The organism is Myroides odoratimimus (assembly GCF_001485415.1).
Classification (GTDB): domain Bacteria; phylum Bacteroidota; class Bacteroidia; order Flavobacteriales; family Flavobacteriaceae; genus Flavobacterium; species Flavobacterium odoratimimum.
In genome coordinates this window covers 107213-124271 of sequence record NZ_BCMQ01000003.1, presented here as the reverse complement: position 1 = coordinate 124271, position 17059 = coordinate 107213, and the positions used below count along the sequence as shown (strand labels likewise).

Genomic DNA, 17059 nt, shown 5'->3' with positions numbered 1-17059 from the left:
ATTCTTACACAAAAATACAGGGGTATTCAGCTCTTATAGGGTATAGATACATCAATTGACATTTTTTGCTCTTGAATAACCTATTCACTTCTATTTAACCCAGATTATGCAATAGACATATAAACGAAAAGTAATTATACAAAATAGGTCTGAATTAGTGATTAAAGCATACTATAGTATGGTTTTAGAGCTAATGAAAGAACTATGAAGTAGAATTGCTTTGTAGTATTTGGCTAATGCGTAATGTGGGTTTAAGCTTAATTGCACTATAATCATCGTTTCGGTGGCTTTAGTATAGAAATGAGTTAGTTAATGTAAAAGTTCCAATAAGCCATAAAACATCCTAATACATTTGCCTCAGAAATAAATGCTAAGATCGTTTTAATTATGAAGCAACTATTATTAATTCTATTAGGGGTAATTAGTTTACCATCATGGGCTCAATCTCAATTAAAAGGGGTAATAAAAGACACACAGGCCAATCCTATCGGATGGGCAACTGTAATCTTGCAAGCAACGGACAATCCTAAAGAGGAATACTTTATCACAAGTGAGGAAGATGGAACTTTTGTTTTCACAGATATAAAATCAAAAGGAAGTTTTAAACTAACTGCTAGCTTTATAGGGTATAAAGATACAGTCTCTACTATCACTATAAATGATCATACAACACCGATCAATCTAATCATACAAAGTGACGAAAACATCTTAGATGAGGTAATGATCACCAGCCATAGAAAGGCTCTTAAAGTAACTCCTGGCAAAGCTACATTAAATATAGAGCAGAGTAACTTAGCACAAACACAGTCTGCCTATGATGTACTAAAGACACTCCCTGGGGTTACTATTAGTCAAAACGGAGAGTTAAAAATAAAAGGCAAATCAGGTGTCACGGTATTAATGGACGGACAGCCTACTCAGCTATCTGCAGAACAATTAAAGACCATACTTAAAGGGACTCCTGGCTCTACTTTAGAGTCTATAGAAATTATGAATATACCATCTGCTAATATAGATGCTTCTGGTACAGGTGGAGTAATTAATATTATCTCTAAGAAAAAGCTAGTTCAGGGCTTTTATGGAACAGTTAATTCAACAGTCGGTATTAGTAATAAAGTAAGCACAGATCACTCCTTAAACTTAGGGTATGGCAATGACAATTGGAACTATAACTTCTTGTATTCATTTAGCTATTCTCCTGATAGATTAAGAGAGAGATATGATAAAAAAGATCTGGCTTCATTAGATCATACATGGTCAAATCAGTCTCAGTTCTCGGTTCTTAATAGTAAATCTCACTTAGTCAGACTAGATATAGATAGAACATTCCAGAATGGTCATATACTAAGCTTAAAAACGTCTATGGATTATAACGATACTCCTAGTACAGTACATACCAACACAGCGTTAGGAAACAATAACGATCTCTATCACAGTGTACAGAAGAATGAAAGCAAGAGTAAATTGACTAGTTTTAAAGCTGATGTAATCTATAAAATGAAAATAGCAGAAAAGGAAAGTTGGACTACTTCCATTGGTACCATGTATGTCAAATCAGATATCAATGATGTAATCTATGGTAATAATGGACAACTATTACTACCACACGCCTTACTGACCAAACAGCAGAATAAATATCCTACAGATAGAAAAGAGTTCAATTTTAAATCTGATTATCAGAAACAACTGTGGGATGAAGAAAACACAACTGCAAAAGTAGAGTTTGGCGTAAAGAGTAATTATTCTATTCTGAAAACAGATGAACGTTTATATACATTCATCTCCAATGGAAACAATATTAATTCTTTGCACAAAAGTCAATTTGAGTATAAAACGGGTGTACATGCTTTCTATGGTGCAGTAGATATGACATTCGATAAATGGGCTATAACAGCAGGCTTAAGAGGTGAATATACACATATCAATGGAGATACCTTAGCTCATAAAAAGTTAGTAAAACAAGATTATTTCTCATTATTCCCTACTGTACAACTAACGTATACAGCTAGTGATTACTATTCTGTAATGGCTTCTTATTCTAGAAGAATAGAAAAACCTGAATTCGATAAATTAAACCCTGCTATTCGTTATCTAAATAGTACAACAACATCAATGGGTAATCCTAATCTACAACCTGAATATTCTAATAATATAGAATTAGATCAGCAGTTCTTAGGTTTCATAGATTTATCTATCGGATATAGTCGCATTACAGCCCCTATGCTATACAGCTATTTCAACGAAGGAATAAACAAGTCCTATTTCACAAGTATTAATGGCAAAAGTAGAAGTGAATGGTATGCTTCGTTATCTGCTTCTATACCAGGTATCAACTGGTGGGAAAACTACCATGGAGTTTACTTTTTTAATACTCGATTTGACAATAACTTAATCAATGAGAATAAAAATAGTGTTGGGGTATTTACCTATAACAACTTTAAGTTGCCTTATAATATGAATATCGAGCTTACTGCTTGGTACCAAAACAGAGGAATAGAGTCTAACTTTAGATATCGTTCATTAGGAGAAGTAAACTTGGGAGTCAGTAAGAAATTCTTAAATGAGAAATTTACAGCTACACTTGCAGTAAGTGATCTGTTCAAAACAGGAGGTATTAGAACAACAATTTTAGAACATCCTGATCAACTGACCAACTTCACTGTAAAGAATGATATGAGAGTATTCAAATTAGGAATAACTTATAATTTCGGTGGAAAGAACAAAAAAGGAGATGTTCCACAAGAGGAAACAACGATAAACAAAGGACATTCTCCTGTCAAGATTATTAAATAGACCATCAAATAATTATGTTTCAATAGGTCAATGAGGTATGTATTATTTTCAACTTCTTCACTATTCTTATATAATGCATATCGTAGTTGACCTCGGAGAGGCTGTCTTATTAGGCAGCCTCTTATCGTTTATATACTTCCTATTCCTCTAACTTTAATTCCAAATATTCTTTCACAATAGGAATATCAGCTTCAGCCCAATCGTAGTTTAATAAATCCTGAGAATCAACCCATAAAACTTGAGCGTGTTCTTTTAATTCAAACTCTCTTGAAGTTGTACTACAAATAAAAGGAAACAATTCTAGAGAAAATGTATCATAGTGATGAGTTACAGGTGTTAGCCTTGATTGTACTTCGATATTTAGATTGAGTTCTTCTTTTACCTCCCTTACAATACATACTTCATCTTGCTCCCCTCTTTCAACCTTACCTCCAGGAAACTCCCATTTATAAGGTAATAGCATATTCTGATTTCGCTGAGCTATCAAAACCTTCTGATTAAACTCAATGATGGCACAAGTAACCCTTAACATAATAATAAATTTTAACATTTATAAAAAACACAATCCAATATACGATTTACACAACAACAAGCTCGCAATATCTCTTTAAAACAACTATCTAATTAAATACAAGACACTTATATCCTCTAAAATACAATATTACATCTTTATTATTGTTAGTATCCTGACTTTCACTAGTATACTAAAGGTATACTTTATGTTAATACCGCTCCTATTGGATTGCATATATTATGAGATACACATACATTTGCACTGCTTTTAACGATAAAAAAGCTTTATTTTCTTTGTTCGAAACACAAGTTGGTAATAAAGATCTATCCTAAATTGAATATATATTGCCCCACAATTGAAAATAAATTAAATTGCTATGAGAAAAAAGCCTCAAAAGACGAATGTCTAATGAGGCTTTTTTTATTTTATCTCTTTAATTCTAGTTCCTTTACCTCTCCTGTCAACATATCTAAGGTATGATAAGTATATAATAGTACTTCATTACCAAAGAGCGCATCTTGTATTCTACCTCGATATTGGTATCCTTCTATGGTATTTACCAGTACTCCTGTTTTTACATTCAAGACAAACTCTGCTCCCCAATTATTGGTCTCAGTAGAGGATGCTTCTAACATTAGATATTGATTATCTTCTGACAGTAACATACTTGACGAATTAATACGTACAGATGATTCTAGTAACGTATTAAAATCAACAGACCAAATCACCCTATATGATAAATCAAGGCAATAAACAATACTACTTTCTGTCAACGCAATTAAATGTTGACTATCATTAGTATACTCTACCTTACCTATCTTTTCTTTTAGGCTAGTTTTTATCTTCTCTGTTTCGCCTGAGGCAAAGTCAAATAGATAAAGCGTATCCTTAAAAGTCTCTGAAGGAGCAATGAATTGATTCTTCTCTTTATTAAAACTCCCTTGATAAGTACGGATATTTTTAGGCATCTCTGCTATAATCTCTTTGGTCACTAAGTCTAAACAAAAAGGTTTTTTATTATGAGCAACAATTAGTACTTTATCAGAGTCTAAACTGAACTCTGCATCATATATAAAATAAGTATTCGTAAAAAACACTTGTTCTTGTGTATCTACACGTAGGATAGCAAAATCTGTTTTAAACGCTCTAGTCGTCTCTGATATTTTATTTATAGCGATATACTTTCCGTCTGGAGAAATGGCATTAATACGCCATTCTTTATAATCTGCAAAGCGAATAACTCGCTCTTCTAGAAAGTCATATAACATTAACCCTTCTTCGTTGCGGTCTTTTTGATATTCAAATAATCCTCTTTTTGCTATTCTATTTATTTTCATCTATGCTTATCTTGTTACTTTGATTCCCTCAAAGCCTTATTGAGCCTGCAAGATAGAAAATCGAATAAGAAAATCAGCAATTAGTACAGAAGATATTCACAGTGGTATTACCATGGCATTTTATCTGTTTTTACCTCGTTAGACAGGTCAAAAGAAGCACTGAAATAGCCTGTACTATCTACTCTCTTTAGATTATAAGTATATGTATTATCCTTAATTGTCACCCACCATACATTCCCTGCTATTGTGCTCATCATATCTACTGTCTCTTGATCTGATGGAAAAAATTGCATATCAGCAAATCCTGTATTGGTAGCAGTACCTCCATACATCGTGATATCATCTGGTGTTCCATCTTGATGTCTATGATCGTGCTTTAGCTTTACTAGTCCATTCTCTAGTGTAAATACCCAAGTACGAGATAAATCTTCACCTACAAAGAATGAAATCTTCACCTCTTCCTCTTTACAAGAGATTACCTTCATCAATAACTCTTTATCTTTAAAATCAGCAGGTACGTTAGGAGACACGATTTGACCTGCATATGCTTTTCCACAGTGAGCAGCGAGAGACGCTAAGAATTTCTTAGGATTATCTATAGTCTTCTGTGCAAAAGAAGTAATAGTCATTAGACAAATCACAAGGGTAAATAAAACACGCTTCATAAATATAAATTAATTAGTTGGCTCCAAACATAGACATTTTAAATTCAATTTACTATCAAGCATATAAAAAAACAAGGCTACTTAGTATACTAAATAGCCTTGTTCTTGTTTGGATCTGACACGCTTTATATTACGGTAATAAAATAAATAGCAATAGTGTCTAGATCTAAGCGATTATATATTCTTGAAAAATCTTCTTTGCTTTCTTTACTCCTACTTCTTTTTTGTACTTGTCATGAGAGGAGATATACACTACAGGAGCGCTCTTACACATTCCTTGACATTTCATCTTACACAAAGAGTAATCGTTAGAAAGCCCACTCTCTTCTAATAAAGCTTTAAAACAACTTTTAGTCTCTTCATTATATCTACAGCATTTTTTTCCATCACAAACGAAGATAGTTCTCTCACCTTTCTTAACTTTACTCATAGTTTTAGTATTTGATACAAATATATTTATTTTTATCTATTCTAAATTAACTAAATAAAATTTAGCACACTTTTATGAAATTAAGATATTGGTTGATATTATTTGTTTGTTCTATTCTTACTTTTAATATTGTTACACGTTTTCCTGATGCTATTGAAACCTTTTATACAAATGGTTTTTATTTCTATTTATGTAATGTTTTCAATACGATAACCAGTCTATTCCCTTTTTCTGTAGGAGATATACTATATACGATTATAGGGTTATTTCTTATCTATAAGTTTTACCAAATTTTTAAAAAACACAAAGGATGGAAGAAAATCACAATGGCTTGTGCGGCATTAGCTTTTAAATGTGTTGTGATCTTTTATATTCTATTTAATATAGGTTGGGGATTAAATAACTTCAGACCAACTCTAGAAAGCCAATTAGGAATAGAACGTGGCTATGATCAGGAGAAATTAATAAATCTAACGACCAGATTAATACAAAGAGCTAATTTATTACAACTAGCTATTACTAATGATAGTATAACAGCTGTACAACTAAAACAAGATATCAATACAATATTAGTAGATGCTAAAAAAGGAATTGAACAAATAACTTTCTTACACCAGATAGATAATACACAATCACTAACTATCAAAGAGTCTTTATTTAGCCTTCCTTTGACTTATATGGGATTCTCTGGATACATTAATCCTTTTACACTAGAAGCACAGGTAAACAATAAAATACCTACCCTTACCATGATTGTCACAGCATCTCATGAAATGTCTCATCAGTTAGGATTTGCAAAAGAAAGTGACGCTAACTTTATAGGCTTTATGGCAGCATATAATCAAAAAGATACTGCTTATCAATATGCAGCTATTATCTATGCCCTAAGATACTGTGTATCCAATATCAATGACAAAGAATCGGTAGAAGTCAAAGCTTTATTTGAGACAATACATCTAGGAGTGAAAGATAACCTAAACGAGAATATTATATTCTGGAGTGAGTATAAGAATATCACGGATTCTTTCTTTAAGGTATTTTATAATGGCTTCTTAAAACTTAATAATCAAAAAGAAGGCCTACAATCTTATAATAAGTTTGTAGACCTTCTGATAAATTATGATTTAAAAAATCCTATTCTATAAGACTTTATTCTCTTTCATCCACTTTGTTTTTAAATGGTCGAATGATTAAACGAGCTTGTCTGTCAAACATCATATAGTTATACATCCAGTTCCAGAATACAACTAATTTGTTTCTAAATCCAATTAAAGACATCAAATGAACAAACATCCATACAAACCAAGCAAAGAAACCGCTAAATTGGAACTTAGGTAAGTCCACCACAGCTTTATTACGTCCAATGGTTGCCATAGATCCTTTATCATTATATACAAATGATTTTAAAGGTTGACCATCTCTTAATCTAATCAAGTTATTCGCTAATAATTCTCCTTGCTGTATAGCAGGCTGAGCCATCATAGGGTGTCCCATAGGAGTCTTATCTGTCATCATAGTAGCGACATCACCGATAGCAAAGATATCTGTAAAGCCTTCCACTTGATTGTATTCATTTACTTTTATTCTATTTCCTCTTTGAATAACAGTGGCATCAAAACCATCTACAGTAGCTCCCATTACTCCTGCTGTCCAAATCACCGTTTCTGCTGTGAACTCTTTACCTGATTTTGTATATACTTTCTTACCTTTATAATCTGTTACTATTTCACCTAAGTATACTTTCACACCTAGGTTCTCTAAGAATTCCTGTGCTTTTCTAGATGATTTCTCACTCATTGCATCAAGTACTTTATTAGCACCTTGAATCACGTTGATTTCCATCTTATTAAAGTCTAAGTCCGGGTAATCCTTAGGCAATACATGCTTCTTCATTTCTGCTAAAGCACCTGCAAGTTCAACCCCAGTAGGTCCTGCTCCAACGATCACAAAATTCATTAATGCTTTCTGCTCTTGATCATCTGTAGTCTGTAAAGCCTCTTCAAAGTTCTCTAATACTAAACTACGGATATCTAATGATTCAGGGATAGTCTTCATTGCCATACTATTCTTAGTAATGTTTTCATTACCAAAGAAATTTGTCTTAGATCCTGTAGCAATTACAACATAGTCATAAAAAATCGTACCAATATCAGCAACTACCTTCTTATTTTCAGTATCTATACGTTGAACATTAGCTAATCTAAAGTAAATCTCTTCATAATTTTGTACAACTTTACGAATAGGATATGCAATAGATCCTGACTCCAATCCTCCTGTCGCTACTTGATACAACAGTGGTTGAAACGTATGATAATTATGCTTATCTAAAAGCACAACTTGAAAATTTTTGTTCTTTAGTTTTTTAGCAAGTGCTAAACCCCCAAAACCTCCACCAATAATAACAACACGTGGGCGCTTTGAAGTAGGAATATTCATCATAATCACTCGATTTTTACAATGCAAATTTACAATAATTAATTCGCATTGATAAAAATTTCAGTTTTCTAAATTTCCCTTAATCTATGTTCTAATTTAAGACAAAAGAAGATTTAAAGCCCTATTTTTATTGATTTGATAATTTGAGTTACGCTAATTATAGAACTTTTACTTCTAATGCTAAAAAACTAACAATTACATTATTTTAATAATTTTCATACGTTTTTGACAAATACCTGAACTTTATAATTTTACTAAGTATACGCTTATGAAAAAAGGCAAGCTGTTATTCACAACTTGCCTTTTCACTATGTAATAATCAATGATTATTTAAAATTATTTCTAATATTTCGTATTAAGGGTTCTAATCCATTTAATTTTAACTCATAGATTAGACCTAATTGTTCTCCTAGTTTACCCTTTGGGAAGCCTTTATTATGATACCAAACGATATAATGTTCTGGTAAATCAATCAAATACCTTCCTTCATATTTGCCATAAGGCATTTTAGTATGAGCGAGTTCTACTAAGTACTTTTCATTATCTATCATTAGTTAAGCACCTTTACATTTAAGTCTGTATCATACTGTAGTAAGTATACTCCACTATTTCTAAGTGTTCCTTCTGGATTTCTACTATAACTAAATCTATTCTCTATTTCTTGAGATTTCTTACCAATAGTTGGTATAAACCCTTCTTTCTGGAACATTCTGAAAATCACATCTAATGTCACATCAAATCCTCTTGTAGCAAAACGATTAGGATACACATTATATCTGTTTTTATACTCTTGTCCAAATAAAGATTCAGATCTAGACTCTCTTGAATCTCTCGTCACTGAAGGGAAAGTGTATTTTAAATCAACTAAAGTCTCTATTCTAATCTCACTGTAATCAAAGACATCTGACTTGTCAAAAGAAGCAATCTGAATATCATAATCCTTTGTTTTATTCTTTAACTTATCCGTGAATAATAATGCCGATGCGATACTATTAGAATCTAGTACAAAGACATTTTTCTTATCTTTTACTAGCGTTTTATCTATCTCTCCTATTTGACTAGTACTAATCATTTTAATATCTGGAAAGTACTGATTCATAAACTGCTTTGTCGATTGTTTTTTATCATCTACAATTACGGTAATCTTAGCTCCAGACTTCTTAAAGTACTCTAGCAACTGATTTTTAAGTACATTACTATAAGGCATAGTCTGTACAAGTCTATTAGACGCAGTAGCTTTCTCATTTGACAATGGAGACACTAGTATTACTTTGTCATTAGGCAAAGCCTTTACAGCAGCATCTACATTACTCTGATAAAATGGCCCAATAATCACATCTGTATTACTAAAGTCTTTAGAGTTAAATAAGCTCTTCACACCACTACTATTCTTGCTTTCACTAGAATCATAGACATTTACGGTTAAAGGTAGATTAAGACTCTCTGCATACTCTACAGCCATCTTAGCTCCTGAGTAGAAGTCTAAAGTCATATTCAAGAACCCATCAGAACTCAATTTCGCATCTATATTATCTCCTAACTTATCGATATTAAAAGGCAACAATAACGCTAACTCCTTATGATCTAAGCGACTAATAGAATTACTCAAATCAACATAACCTCCTGTTGTATCAACTGTCAAATAACCTTCATTCTCCTCTTTAGGCATATTTTCTTCTACAGCAATATCTAGACCTTCTTTATAAGGCAATATTAACTCCATACCGCTCTTTAATCCTTGTTGAAGATCTGGGTTAAGCTTAATAATCTCCTTAATAGGCACATCATACTTACGACTTATACTATATAGCGTTTGTTGTGGTTCTACTATTAAGCGAATAAACTTATTCTCTTTAGGAGTCTCTGGAGTTACCTCCACTACCTTTGCCTTTGCCTGAAAACCATAAGCAGGTACTTTTATCGTTTGCCCACTTTTAAGACCATCTTTTAGCTCTGGATTCAGCTCTAGTAATCTCTGTACTGAAGTATTGTACGTTACAGCTAGACTATAAAGCGTTGCCTTAGGTTCTACATCTATATTTCTGTAATAGATATTATTAATATCCTTAATTGTATCTGCTGTAGACGATGGTAATGTAGCTGGTATCTTCTTTGGTTTATCCTGTTCATACTGAGTTACATCCATAGAAGATGATTTCTTAGTATTAGGAGCAACAATAATCTCACTATCTGCTAATAACCCCGTTTCTTTTAAAGAAGGATTCCATGTATGTAGATCATTGATAGATACATTGTATTTTTTGCTAATACTATACATTGTCTCCTTAGGTTGCACAGTATGCGTTCCTTTAGAAGTAGAAGTATTCTTTGTCTTCTCATCATTTTTCAATAAAGGATTAGCCCCCTTATTCTTTTCTTTCTCTACAAAGTCCTTCGTAGGAATTAATAAAAAACTATTCTCATTGATTCCATTCTTTGCATCAGGATTATACTTCAGTATTTCACTCACAGGTATATCATAATCTCTAGAGATCTTACTTACAGTATCTCCCTTATTCACTCTATACTGAATAAACGAACCCGACTGAGCTAGAACAGACGATGTAAAAACAAATGCCGTTAAGGCTATAAATATCTTCTTTTTCATTAGCAATACAATTTATAAAAAACGATAAGTCGCTATAACAAAGTTACAGCGACTTATTGAATTATTTAAATTATTCCCACTCAATTGTTGCAGGCGGTTTAGAACTAATATCGTAAACCACTCTGTTTACACCTTTTACGCGGTTAATTATTTTATTTGAAATCTCCATTAAGAACTCATAAGGTAAGTGTACCCAGTCTGCAGTCATACCATCTGTAGAAGCAACTGCTCTTAGTGCTACTACTTTTTCGTAAGTACGCTCATCCCCCATTACACCTACACTATTTACAGGTAGAAGGATTGCTCCTGCTTGCCATACAGAGTTATAAAGACCATGTTCTCTAAGTCCTTCTATAAAGATAGCATCTACTTCTTGTAATAATCTTACTTTCTCTTGAGTGATATCTCCTAAGATTCTAATAGCAAGACCTGGTCCTGGGAAAGGGTGTCTTCCTAATAACTCAGGGTCTATACCTAAAGAAGCTCCTACTCTACGTACCTCATCTTTAAACAACATACGCAAAGGCTCTACTACTTTTAATTTCATAAAGTCAGGTAAACCTCCTACGTTATGGTGAGATTTAATAGTAGCCGATGGCCCTTTTACAGAGATAGACTCGATTACGTCAGGATATATAGTACCTTGACCTAAGAAAGTAGCATCTTCGATTAATCTAGATTCATCATCAAATACATCGATAAAAGACTTACCAATAGCTTTACGTTTTTGCTCTGGATCTTCTAGACCTGCTAGAGCTTCCATAAAACGATCAGTAGCATCTACTCCTTTTACGTTTAACCCCATTCCATTGTATTGATTTAATACATTTTGGAACTCGTTTTTACGTAATAATCCATTATTTACAAAGATACAGTGTAAATTCTCTCCAATTGCTTTGTGTAATAACACAGCAGCTACTGTAGAATCTACCCCTCCAGATAAAGCTAAAACAACTTTCTCTGATCCAATTTTATTTCTTAAATCTGTTATTGTCTCTTCAACAAAAGCATTTGGAGTAAAATCTTGACTAACACCAGCGATATCTACTAAGAAGTTTTTCAACAGCTGTGCTCCATCTGTAGAATGGTAAACCTCTGGGTGAAACTGGATAGCATAAGTTTGTTCTCCTTCTACTTTATAAGCAGCATTTTTCACATCTTTAGTACTAGCTAACAACACCCCATTAGTAGGTAATTGTTTAATAGTATCACTGTGACTCATCCAAACTTGACTATTATGAGGAATATCTTTAAAGAAAGCATCCTCTGCTATAAAGTCTAAATTCGCTCTACCATACTCACGTGTATCAGATGGTGCTACTTCTCCTCCGAAGAAATGAGCTAAGTACTGAGCACCGTAGCATACTGCTAATAGAGGCATTTTTCCTTTGATATTCGACAAATCTGGGTGTAACGCTTCTTCTGAGCGAACTGAATAAGGACTACCTGATAAAATAACAGCTTTATATTCTGTCAAATCCTTAGGCATATCATTATAAGGTAAGATTTCGCAGAATATATTTAACTCGCGAACCCTTCTCGCAATCAACTGTGTGTATTGCGATCCAAAATCTAAAATAAGTACATTGTGTTGCATGCGCAAAAATAGTTATATTCTACGTATCTCAAAAAAGTTTTTAGAATTTCTTTCTATTTCTTATTTACCTCTACACCCAAGCCCAGTAACCAGTACAAAACAAACTAGTTAACAATTAAAAACATCATTTAAACAAGAATAAAAAGAAGTTTTTTAGGTTACTCCACCCTAGTTTATTTATATTTGCGAACGAAGGTCTGCCTTTAGACCATTATTTTTTCACCTTTAATAGAACAAACTTATATGGATTTTGGAATTTATGAAACATTAATGCTTGCCTGCTTTGTGTTATTACTAGGACACTTTGTAGTTCAAAAAGTAAACTTTTTTCAAAAATTTAATATCCCCGAACCTGTTGTAGGTGGTTTTATTGTTGCTATGTTTTCTTGGATTGCCTATTCTGTTACTGGCAAGGAATTTACTATTGACGAAAGTATTCAACAAGGAATGATGTTTATCTTCTTTTCTTCTATTGGACTAAATGCAGATTTTAGAACACTTATAAAAGGAGGAAAAGGATTAATCATATTCTTACTTATAGCAGCTACATTCATTATATGTCAGAACTCTCTAGGAGTATCTTTAGCATATTTATTAGATCTTGACACTAGATTTGGATTAATAGCCGGTTCTATCACACTTACGGGAGGTCATGGTACAGCTGGTGGATGGGCTGACACCTTTATGACAAGCAACAATCCTCTAATAGGAGCTAAAGACATTGGTATGGCTTGTGCTACTTTCGGCTTAATCCTTGGAGGAACAATAGGAGGTCCACTAGCCTACAAACTATTGCGCAAGAATAATTACAAAGAGTTACCCCCTGAAAAAATTCAAGAACACGAAGAAACACACGAAATATCTGTTCCTTCAGTAGTAACGGATAAGAAAGTAAACTATAAGAGTATTATGCTTACAATCACTCTTCTATCTATCTGTTTAGTTTTAGGACAATACTTATCAGACTGGAATGCACAGTACACATTTAAACTACCTACTTTCGTATGGTGTTTATTTATCGGAGTAATCATCAGAAATGTACTACCACACCTATTTAAAGTAAAGATGCATGACGAATCTATTGAAATACTAGGTAATGCTGGTCTTTCTATTTTCTTGGCTTGCGCACTAATGTCTTTAAAGATGTGGACGATTACAGAACTTGCTTTGCCTATCTTACTTATCTTAGTAGTACAGGTATGTTTAATGCTCGTATTTGCTTACTTTATTACCTACAGAGCTATGGGCAAAGATTACGATGCTATCGTATTAAGTGCAGGGCACTGTGGATTTGGATTAGGAGCAACAGCAACAGCTGTAGCAAATATCCAAGCTGTAACAAGCCGTTTTGGTCCATCACCTAAAGCATTCCTTATTATTCCTATGGTAGGAGCATTCTTTATAGACATCCTGAATGCATTAATCTTAAATGTATTTGTTACATTTTTATAGAAAACGAAACACAAAATTACATATAAAAAAGGCTACTTAAACTAGATTTAAGTAGCCTTTTTTGTTGATATTATTTGTAACCTTTCAAACGAATTTGTAATCGTGGGCGTATGGTAATACGTTCCTACAGTTGTCGCGGATTTATAAACTGTAAACTAACAATACCTCTTGATTAATCGATCTAATTTTTCCTCTATCCCCTCTTCTACCACACCACCGTGATAACAAATTACACGGTTCGGTTTAAGACTCTTCATTTTCACAACAGAAGCTAAAGCAGCCTCCATATCCAGAGTAAACTGAGGGTTAGCGATATTAAACTCACCCTCCTCTACCACTATCGCATCTGCCGCAATTAATGTCTTACTCTCTGTATCAAAGAATGAAATATGTCCTTTCGTATGCCCTGGTGTACCTATAACCTGTAATGTATCTTTAAAGAACTGCCCATCCTCTAAAGTTTGAGTAACCTCAAAATGCTGAATTGCCTCAAGTTGTTTAATAAAGTCATTTACCCATTCTTTCATTTCCTCAGGTATATGAGAAAGGCTTTCCCTAACCTGTACAAGACGTTCAGACTCTACTCGACCAGAAACAGAGTCAGCCTCTATAGCACTACTGATAACCTCTAGAGAAACATATTCCTCTTTAAATTTATGCAATCCTTCTAAATGATCAATATCATCATGAGAAATAATAATTCCCTTCAAGTCAGCTACCATTAGTCCTAGATGCATTAACTCTTGTTTAAACTCTTGAAAATTATAAGTAAAACCACAATCTATTAAATAAGAAGTTCCGTCTGCAAATCCAACTACCACAGGATTAAATACTGCAGGTTGTCCTTCCGCAGACTGGGCATTTATATGTAATATCTCTATATTCATTGTTTTTTTTGTAAAATCGTGAAATCGTCTTTTTGTTTGTTTGTTTGTTTGTGAAACCGTGAAACTGTGATGTCTCGCCTATTCCCTAGCGCAGCGCCTCCCCAGTAAGCGAAGTGAAACGGAGCGCACGACTCCCTAGCGTAGCGACCCTACGGTTGGCGCGGATTTGCAATCCGTGACATGTAACCTCGCTGCGCAAAGTCTCCCGACTTTGAGTAACCCTGTTCCCTATTTCCTAGCGCAGCGCCTCCCTAGTAAACGAAGTGAAGCGGAGTGCACGCCTCCCTAGCGCAGCGCCTCCCTAGTAAGCGAAGTGAAACGGAGCGCACGACATCACAAAAAAAGCCTAACTAGAAAACTAATTAGGCCTTTACTATTTTAATTAGCGAACTAATTTTTTATATTTCAAACGAGTTGGAGCTACATCCCCTAAACGTTTCTTACGATTCTCTTCATAGTCAGAGAATGATCCTTCAAAGAAATACACTTGAGAATCACCTTCAAAAGCTAAGATATGCGTACAGATACGGTCTAAGAACCAACGGTCATGGGAAATAACCACTGCACATCCAGCGAAGTTCTCAAGACCTTCCTCTAATGCACGTAGTGTATTTACGTCCAAGTCATTCGTAGGCTCATCCAGTAGCAATACGTTACCTTCTTCTCTCAATGTCATTGCTAGGTGAAGACGGTTACGCTCACCTCCAGAAAGCGTTGATACCTTTTTATTTTGCTCAGAACCACCGAAGTTAAATCTACTCAAATAAGCACGAGAATTCACTTGACGACCACCCATCATGATCAACTCTTGACCATCACAGAAGTTCTCCCAAATTGATTTCTCTGGGTCTATATTAGAGTGTGCTTGATCCACATAAGCAATCTTAACCGTATCTCCGATAGCGAATGTACCCGCATCAGGTTGTTGTTCTCCCATGATCATGCGGAATATAGTAGACTTACCAGCACCATTAGGCCCGATAATACCTACAATCCCAGCTTGTGGCAAAGTAAAGTTTAAATCATCATATAACAATTTATCTCCGAAAGCCTTCGCTACACCTTTTGCTTCAATCACATTTGTTCCAAGACGTGGTCCATTAGGGATATAAATCTCTAATTTCTCTTCTAGAACTTTTTGATCCTCGTTTAATAATTTATCGTAGTTCTGTAACCTTGCTTTTTGTTTTGTTTGACGACCTTTAGCACCTTGACGTACCCAATCTAACTCACGTTCTAAGTTCTTACGGCGTTTAGAAGCTACCTTCTCCTCTTGAGCTAATCTTGTAGACTTTTGATCTAACCAAGAAGAATAGTTCCCTTTCCATGGAATACCTTCTCCTCTATCTAATTCTAGAATCCATCCTGCTACGTTATCTAAGAAATAACGGTCGTGCGTTACAGCAATTACTGTTCCTGAATATTGTTGTAAGTGTTGCTCTAACCAGTGTACAGACTCCGCGTCTAAGTGGTTAGTAGGCTCATCTAATAATAATACATCTGGGTTTTGTAATAATAGACGACATAAAGCAACTCTACGACGCTCTCCTCCAGAAAGAATATTGATAGGAGTATCAGGCTCTGGCGTACGCAAAGCATCCATAGCGATAGCTAGTTTTGTATCTAGCTCCCATCCTCCTACAGCATCTATTTTATCTTGTAGCTCAGCTTGTCTATCCATCAGTTTCTGCATTTTATCTGCATCTTCATACACTTCTAGCAAACCAAACATATCATTTATCTGATTGAATTCATCTAAGATTGCTACCGTTTCAGCAGCTCCTTCTTTAACGATTTCGATAACAGTCTTTGTTTCATCTAATTGAGGTTCTTGTTCTAAATACCCTACAGTGTATCCTGGTGCAAACACCACATCACCTTGATAGTTTTTATCAACCCCAGCAATAATCTTTAATAAAGAAGATTTACCAGAACCATTTAGACCTAAAATACCAATTTTAGCCCCGTAGAAAAAGCTTAAATAAATATCTTTTAATACAGTCTTATTTGTCGATGAGTAAGTTTTACTCACTTTTGACATCGAAAAAATTACCTTTTTATCGTCTGACATAAAGTAAAATATATTGAATTTATTGATTACTAAGCTATAAGCGTTCTATAGCATATTAGCCAAAAATAGTATTAATTAAGGAGATTAGGAAATGTGTTCTACATTTTTTTGATTTTGTCTTGATAGACTATTTGATCTTATATCATTATGGTCTCTACCTGAATTTCTATTTACCTCATAAGACCTTTTTGGACTACAGAATCTTATAGAATAATATTTCTATAAAACCTCTTATCTCTAAAAAATTCATCATTTCACATCGATTAAAC

13 protein-coding genes are annotated in these 17059 nt (G+C 33.9%); 3 read left to right on the top strand and 10 right to left on the bottom strand.

The window, feature by feature from the left end; all coding sequences use genetic code 11:
- Positions 1-387 precede the first annotated feature (387 nt).
- The gene (locus tag MODO_RS04025; RefSeq protein WP_059050674.1) at positions 388-2793 is read left to right on the top strand and encodes a TonB-dependent receptor; all 2406 of its coding nucleotides are present in this window, start codon (positions 388-390) and stop codon (positions 2791-2793) included.
- A gap of 139 nt (positions 2794-2932) precedes the next feature.
- On the opposite strand, the gene MODO_RS04020 is transcribed toward MODO_RS04025, so the two are convergent.
- From MODO_RS04020 to MODO_RS04005, 4 genes are all read right to left on the bottom strand, one after another.
- On the bottom strand, positions 2933-3325 hold the full coding sequence (locus MODO_RS04020; RefSeq protein ID WP_006258993.1) for a (deoxy)nucleoside triphosphate pyrophosphohydrolase: 393 nt from the start codon (positions 3323-3325) through the stop codon (positions 2933-2935).
- Positions 3326-3732: 407 nt separating this feature from the next.
- Positions 3733-4644 carry a hypothetical protein gene (locus MODO_RS04015; protein WP_006258995.1) on the bottom strand — a complete coding sequence of 304 codons (912 nt, stop codon included), beginning with the start codon at positions 4642-4644 and terminating at the stop codon, positions 3733-3735.
- 107 nt (positions 4645-4751) lie between these two features.
- Positions 4752-5309: a hypothetical protein gene (locus MODO_RS04010; RefSeq protein WP_006258996.1), complete on the bottom strand. Its 558-nt coding sequence runs from the start codon at positions 5307-5309 to the stop codon at positions 4752-4754.
- A 166-nt stretch (positions 5310-5475) separates the two neighbouring features.
- Positions 5476-5739 carry a (2Fe-2S) ferredoxin domain-containing protein gene (locus tag MODO_RS04005; protein WP_006258997.1) on the bottom strand — a complete coding sequence of 88 codons (264 nt, stop codon included), beginning with the start codon at positions 5737-5739 and terminating at the stop codon, positions 5476-5478.
- A gap of 74 nt (positions 5740-5813) precedes the next feature.
- Here MODO_RS04005 and MODO_RS04000 point away from each other — a divergent pair, with 74 nt between their 5' ends.
- On the top strand, positions 5814-6884 hold the full coding sequence (locus MODO_RS04000) for a DUF3810 domain-containing protein (protein ID WP_006258998.1): 1071 nt from the start codon (positions 5814-5816) through the stop codon (positions 6882-6884).
- A 4-nt stretch (positions 6885-6888) separates the two neighbouring features.
- On the opposite strand, the gene MODO_RS03995 is transcribed toward MODO_RS04000, so the two are convergent.
- The 4 genes from MODO_RS03995 to guaA all read right to left on the bottom strand — a co-directional run bounded on the left by MODO_RS03995 (position 6889) and on the right by guaA (position 12380).
- Positions 6889-8178: an NAD(P)/FAD-dependent oxidoreductase gene (locus tag MODO_RS03995; protein WP_006258999.1), complete on the bottom strand. Its 1290-nt coding sequence runs from the start codon at positions 8176-8178 to the stop codon at positions 6889-6891.
- A gap of 323 nt (positions 8179-8501) precedes the next feature.
- Complete coding sequence (locus MODO_RS03990; protein WP_006259000.1) at positions 8502-8726, bottom strand: DUF3820 family protein; 225 nt, start codon at positions 8724-8726, stop codon at positions 8502-8504.
- Positions 8726-10783, bottom strand: a complete 2058-nt coding sequence (locus MODO_RS03985; protein ID WP_059050672.1) for a LysM peptidoglycan-binding domain-containing protein — start codon at positions 10781-10783, stop codon at positions 8726-8728. Before MODO_RS03985 ends, MODO_RS03990 begins: the two co-directional genes overlap by 1 nt.
- Positions 10784-10853: 70 nt before the next feature.
- Positions 10854-12380 carry a glutamine-hydrolyzing GMP synthase gene (gene guaA, locus MODO_RS03980; protein WP_006263496.1) on the bottom strand — a complete coding sequence of 509 codons (1527 nt, stop codon included), beginning with the start codon at positions 12378-12380 and terminating at the stop codon, positions 10854-10856.
- 243 nt (positions 12381-12623) lie between these two features.
- Here guaA and gltS point away from each other — a divergent pair, with 243 nt between their 5' ends.
- Positions 12624-13832, top strand: coding sequence for a sodium/glutamate symporter (gene gltS / locus MODO_RS03975; RefSeq protein ID WP_039329418.1), 1209 nt, complete (start codon positions 12624-12626; stop codon positions 13830-13832).
- A gap of 155 nt (positions 13833-13987) precedes the next feature.
- Here gltS and MODO_RS03970 read toward each other — a convergent pair whose 3' ends face one another.
- Both MODO_RS03970 and ettA read right to left on the bottom strand, forming a co-directional pair.
- Entirely contained in the window at positions 13988-14719 is a 732-nt protein-coding gene (locus tag MODO_RS03970) for an MBL fold metallo-hydrolase (RefSeq protein ID WP_059050670.1), read from the bottom strand.
- A gap of 382 nt (positions 14720-15101) precedes the next feature.
- A complete protein-coding gene (gene ettA / locus MODO_RS03965) occupies positions 15102-16790 on the bottom strand; it encodes an energy-dependent translational throttle protein EttA (protein ID WP_059050668.1) in 1689 nt (562 codons plus the stop codon).
- Positions 16791-17059: the final 269 nt, after the last annotated feature.

What these genes read in the sequence shown, in the direction of transcription:
- MODO_RS04025 (WP_059050674.1), top strand. Translation starts at nt 388, where the DNA reads ATGAAGCAACTATTATTAATTCTATTAGGGGTAATTAGTTTACCATCA.
- MODO_RS04020 (WP_006258993.1), bottom strand. Translation starts at nt 3,325, where the DNA reads ATGTTAAGGGTTACTTGTGCCATCATTGAGTTTAATCAGAAGGTTTTG.
- MODO_RS04015 (WP_006258995.1), bottom strand. Translation starts at nt 4,644, where the DNA reads ATGAAAATAAATAGAATAGCAAAAAGAGGATTATTTGAATATCAAAAA.
- MODO_RS04010 (WP_006258996.1), bottom strand. Translation starts at nt 5,309, where the DNA reads ATGAAGCGTGTTTTATTTACCCTTGTGATTTGTCTAATGACTATTACT.
- MODO_RS04005 (WP_006258997.1), bottom strand. Translation starts at nt 5,739, where the DNA reads ATGAGTAAAGTTAAGAAAGGTGAGAGAACTATCTTCGTTTGTGATGGA.
- MODO_RS04000 (WP_006258998.1), top strand. Translation starts at nt 5,814, where the DNA reads ATGAAATTAAGATATTGGTTGATATTATTTGTTTGTTCTATTCTTACT.
- MODO_RS03995 (WP_006258999.1), bottom strand. Translation starts at nt 8,178, where the DNA reads ATGATGAATATTCCTACTTCAAAGCGCCCACGTGTTGTTATTATTGGT.
- MODO_RS03990 (WP_006259000.1), bottom strand. Translation starts at nt 8,726, where the DNA reads ATGATAGATAATGAAAAGTACTTAGTAGAACTCGCTCATACTAAAATG.
- MODO_RS03985 (WP_059050672.1), bottom strand. Translation starts at nt 10,783, where the DNA reads ATGAAAAAGAAGATATTTATAGCCTTAACGGCATTTGTTTTTACATCG.
- guaA (WP_006263496.1), bottom strand. Translation starts at nt 12,380, where the DNA reads ATGCAACACAATGTACTTATTTTAGATTTTGGATCGCAATACACACAG.
- gltS (WP_039329418.1), top strand. Translation starts at nt 12,624, where the DNA reads ATGGATTTTGGAATTTATGAAACATTAATGCTTGCCTGCTTTGTGTTA.
- MODO_RS03970 (WP_059050670.1), bottom strand. Translation starts at nt 14,719, where the DNA reads ATGAATATAGAGATATTACATATAAATGCCCAGTCTGCGGAAGGACAA.
- ettA (WP_059050668.1), bottom strand. Translation starts at nt 16,790, where the DNA reads ATGTCAGACGATAAAAAGGTAATTTTTTCGATGTCAAAAGTGAGTAAA.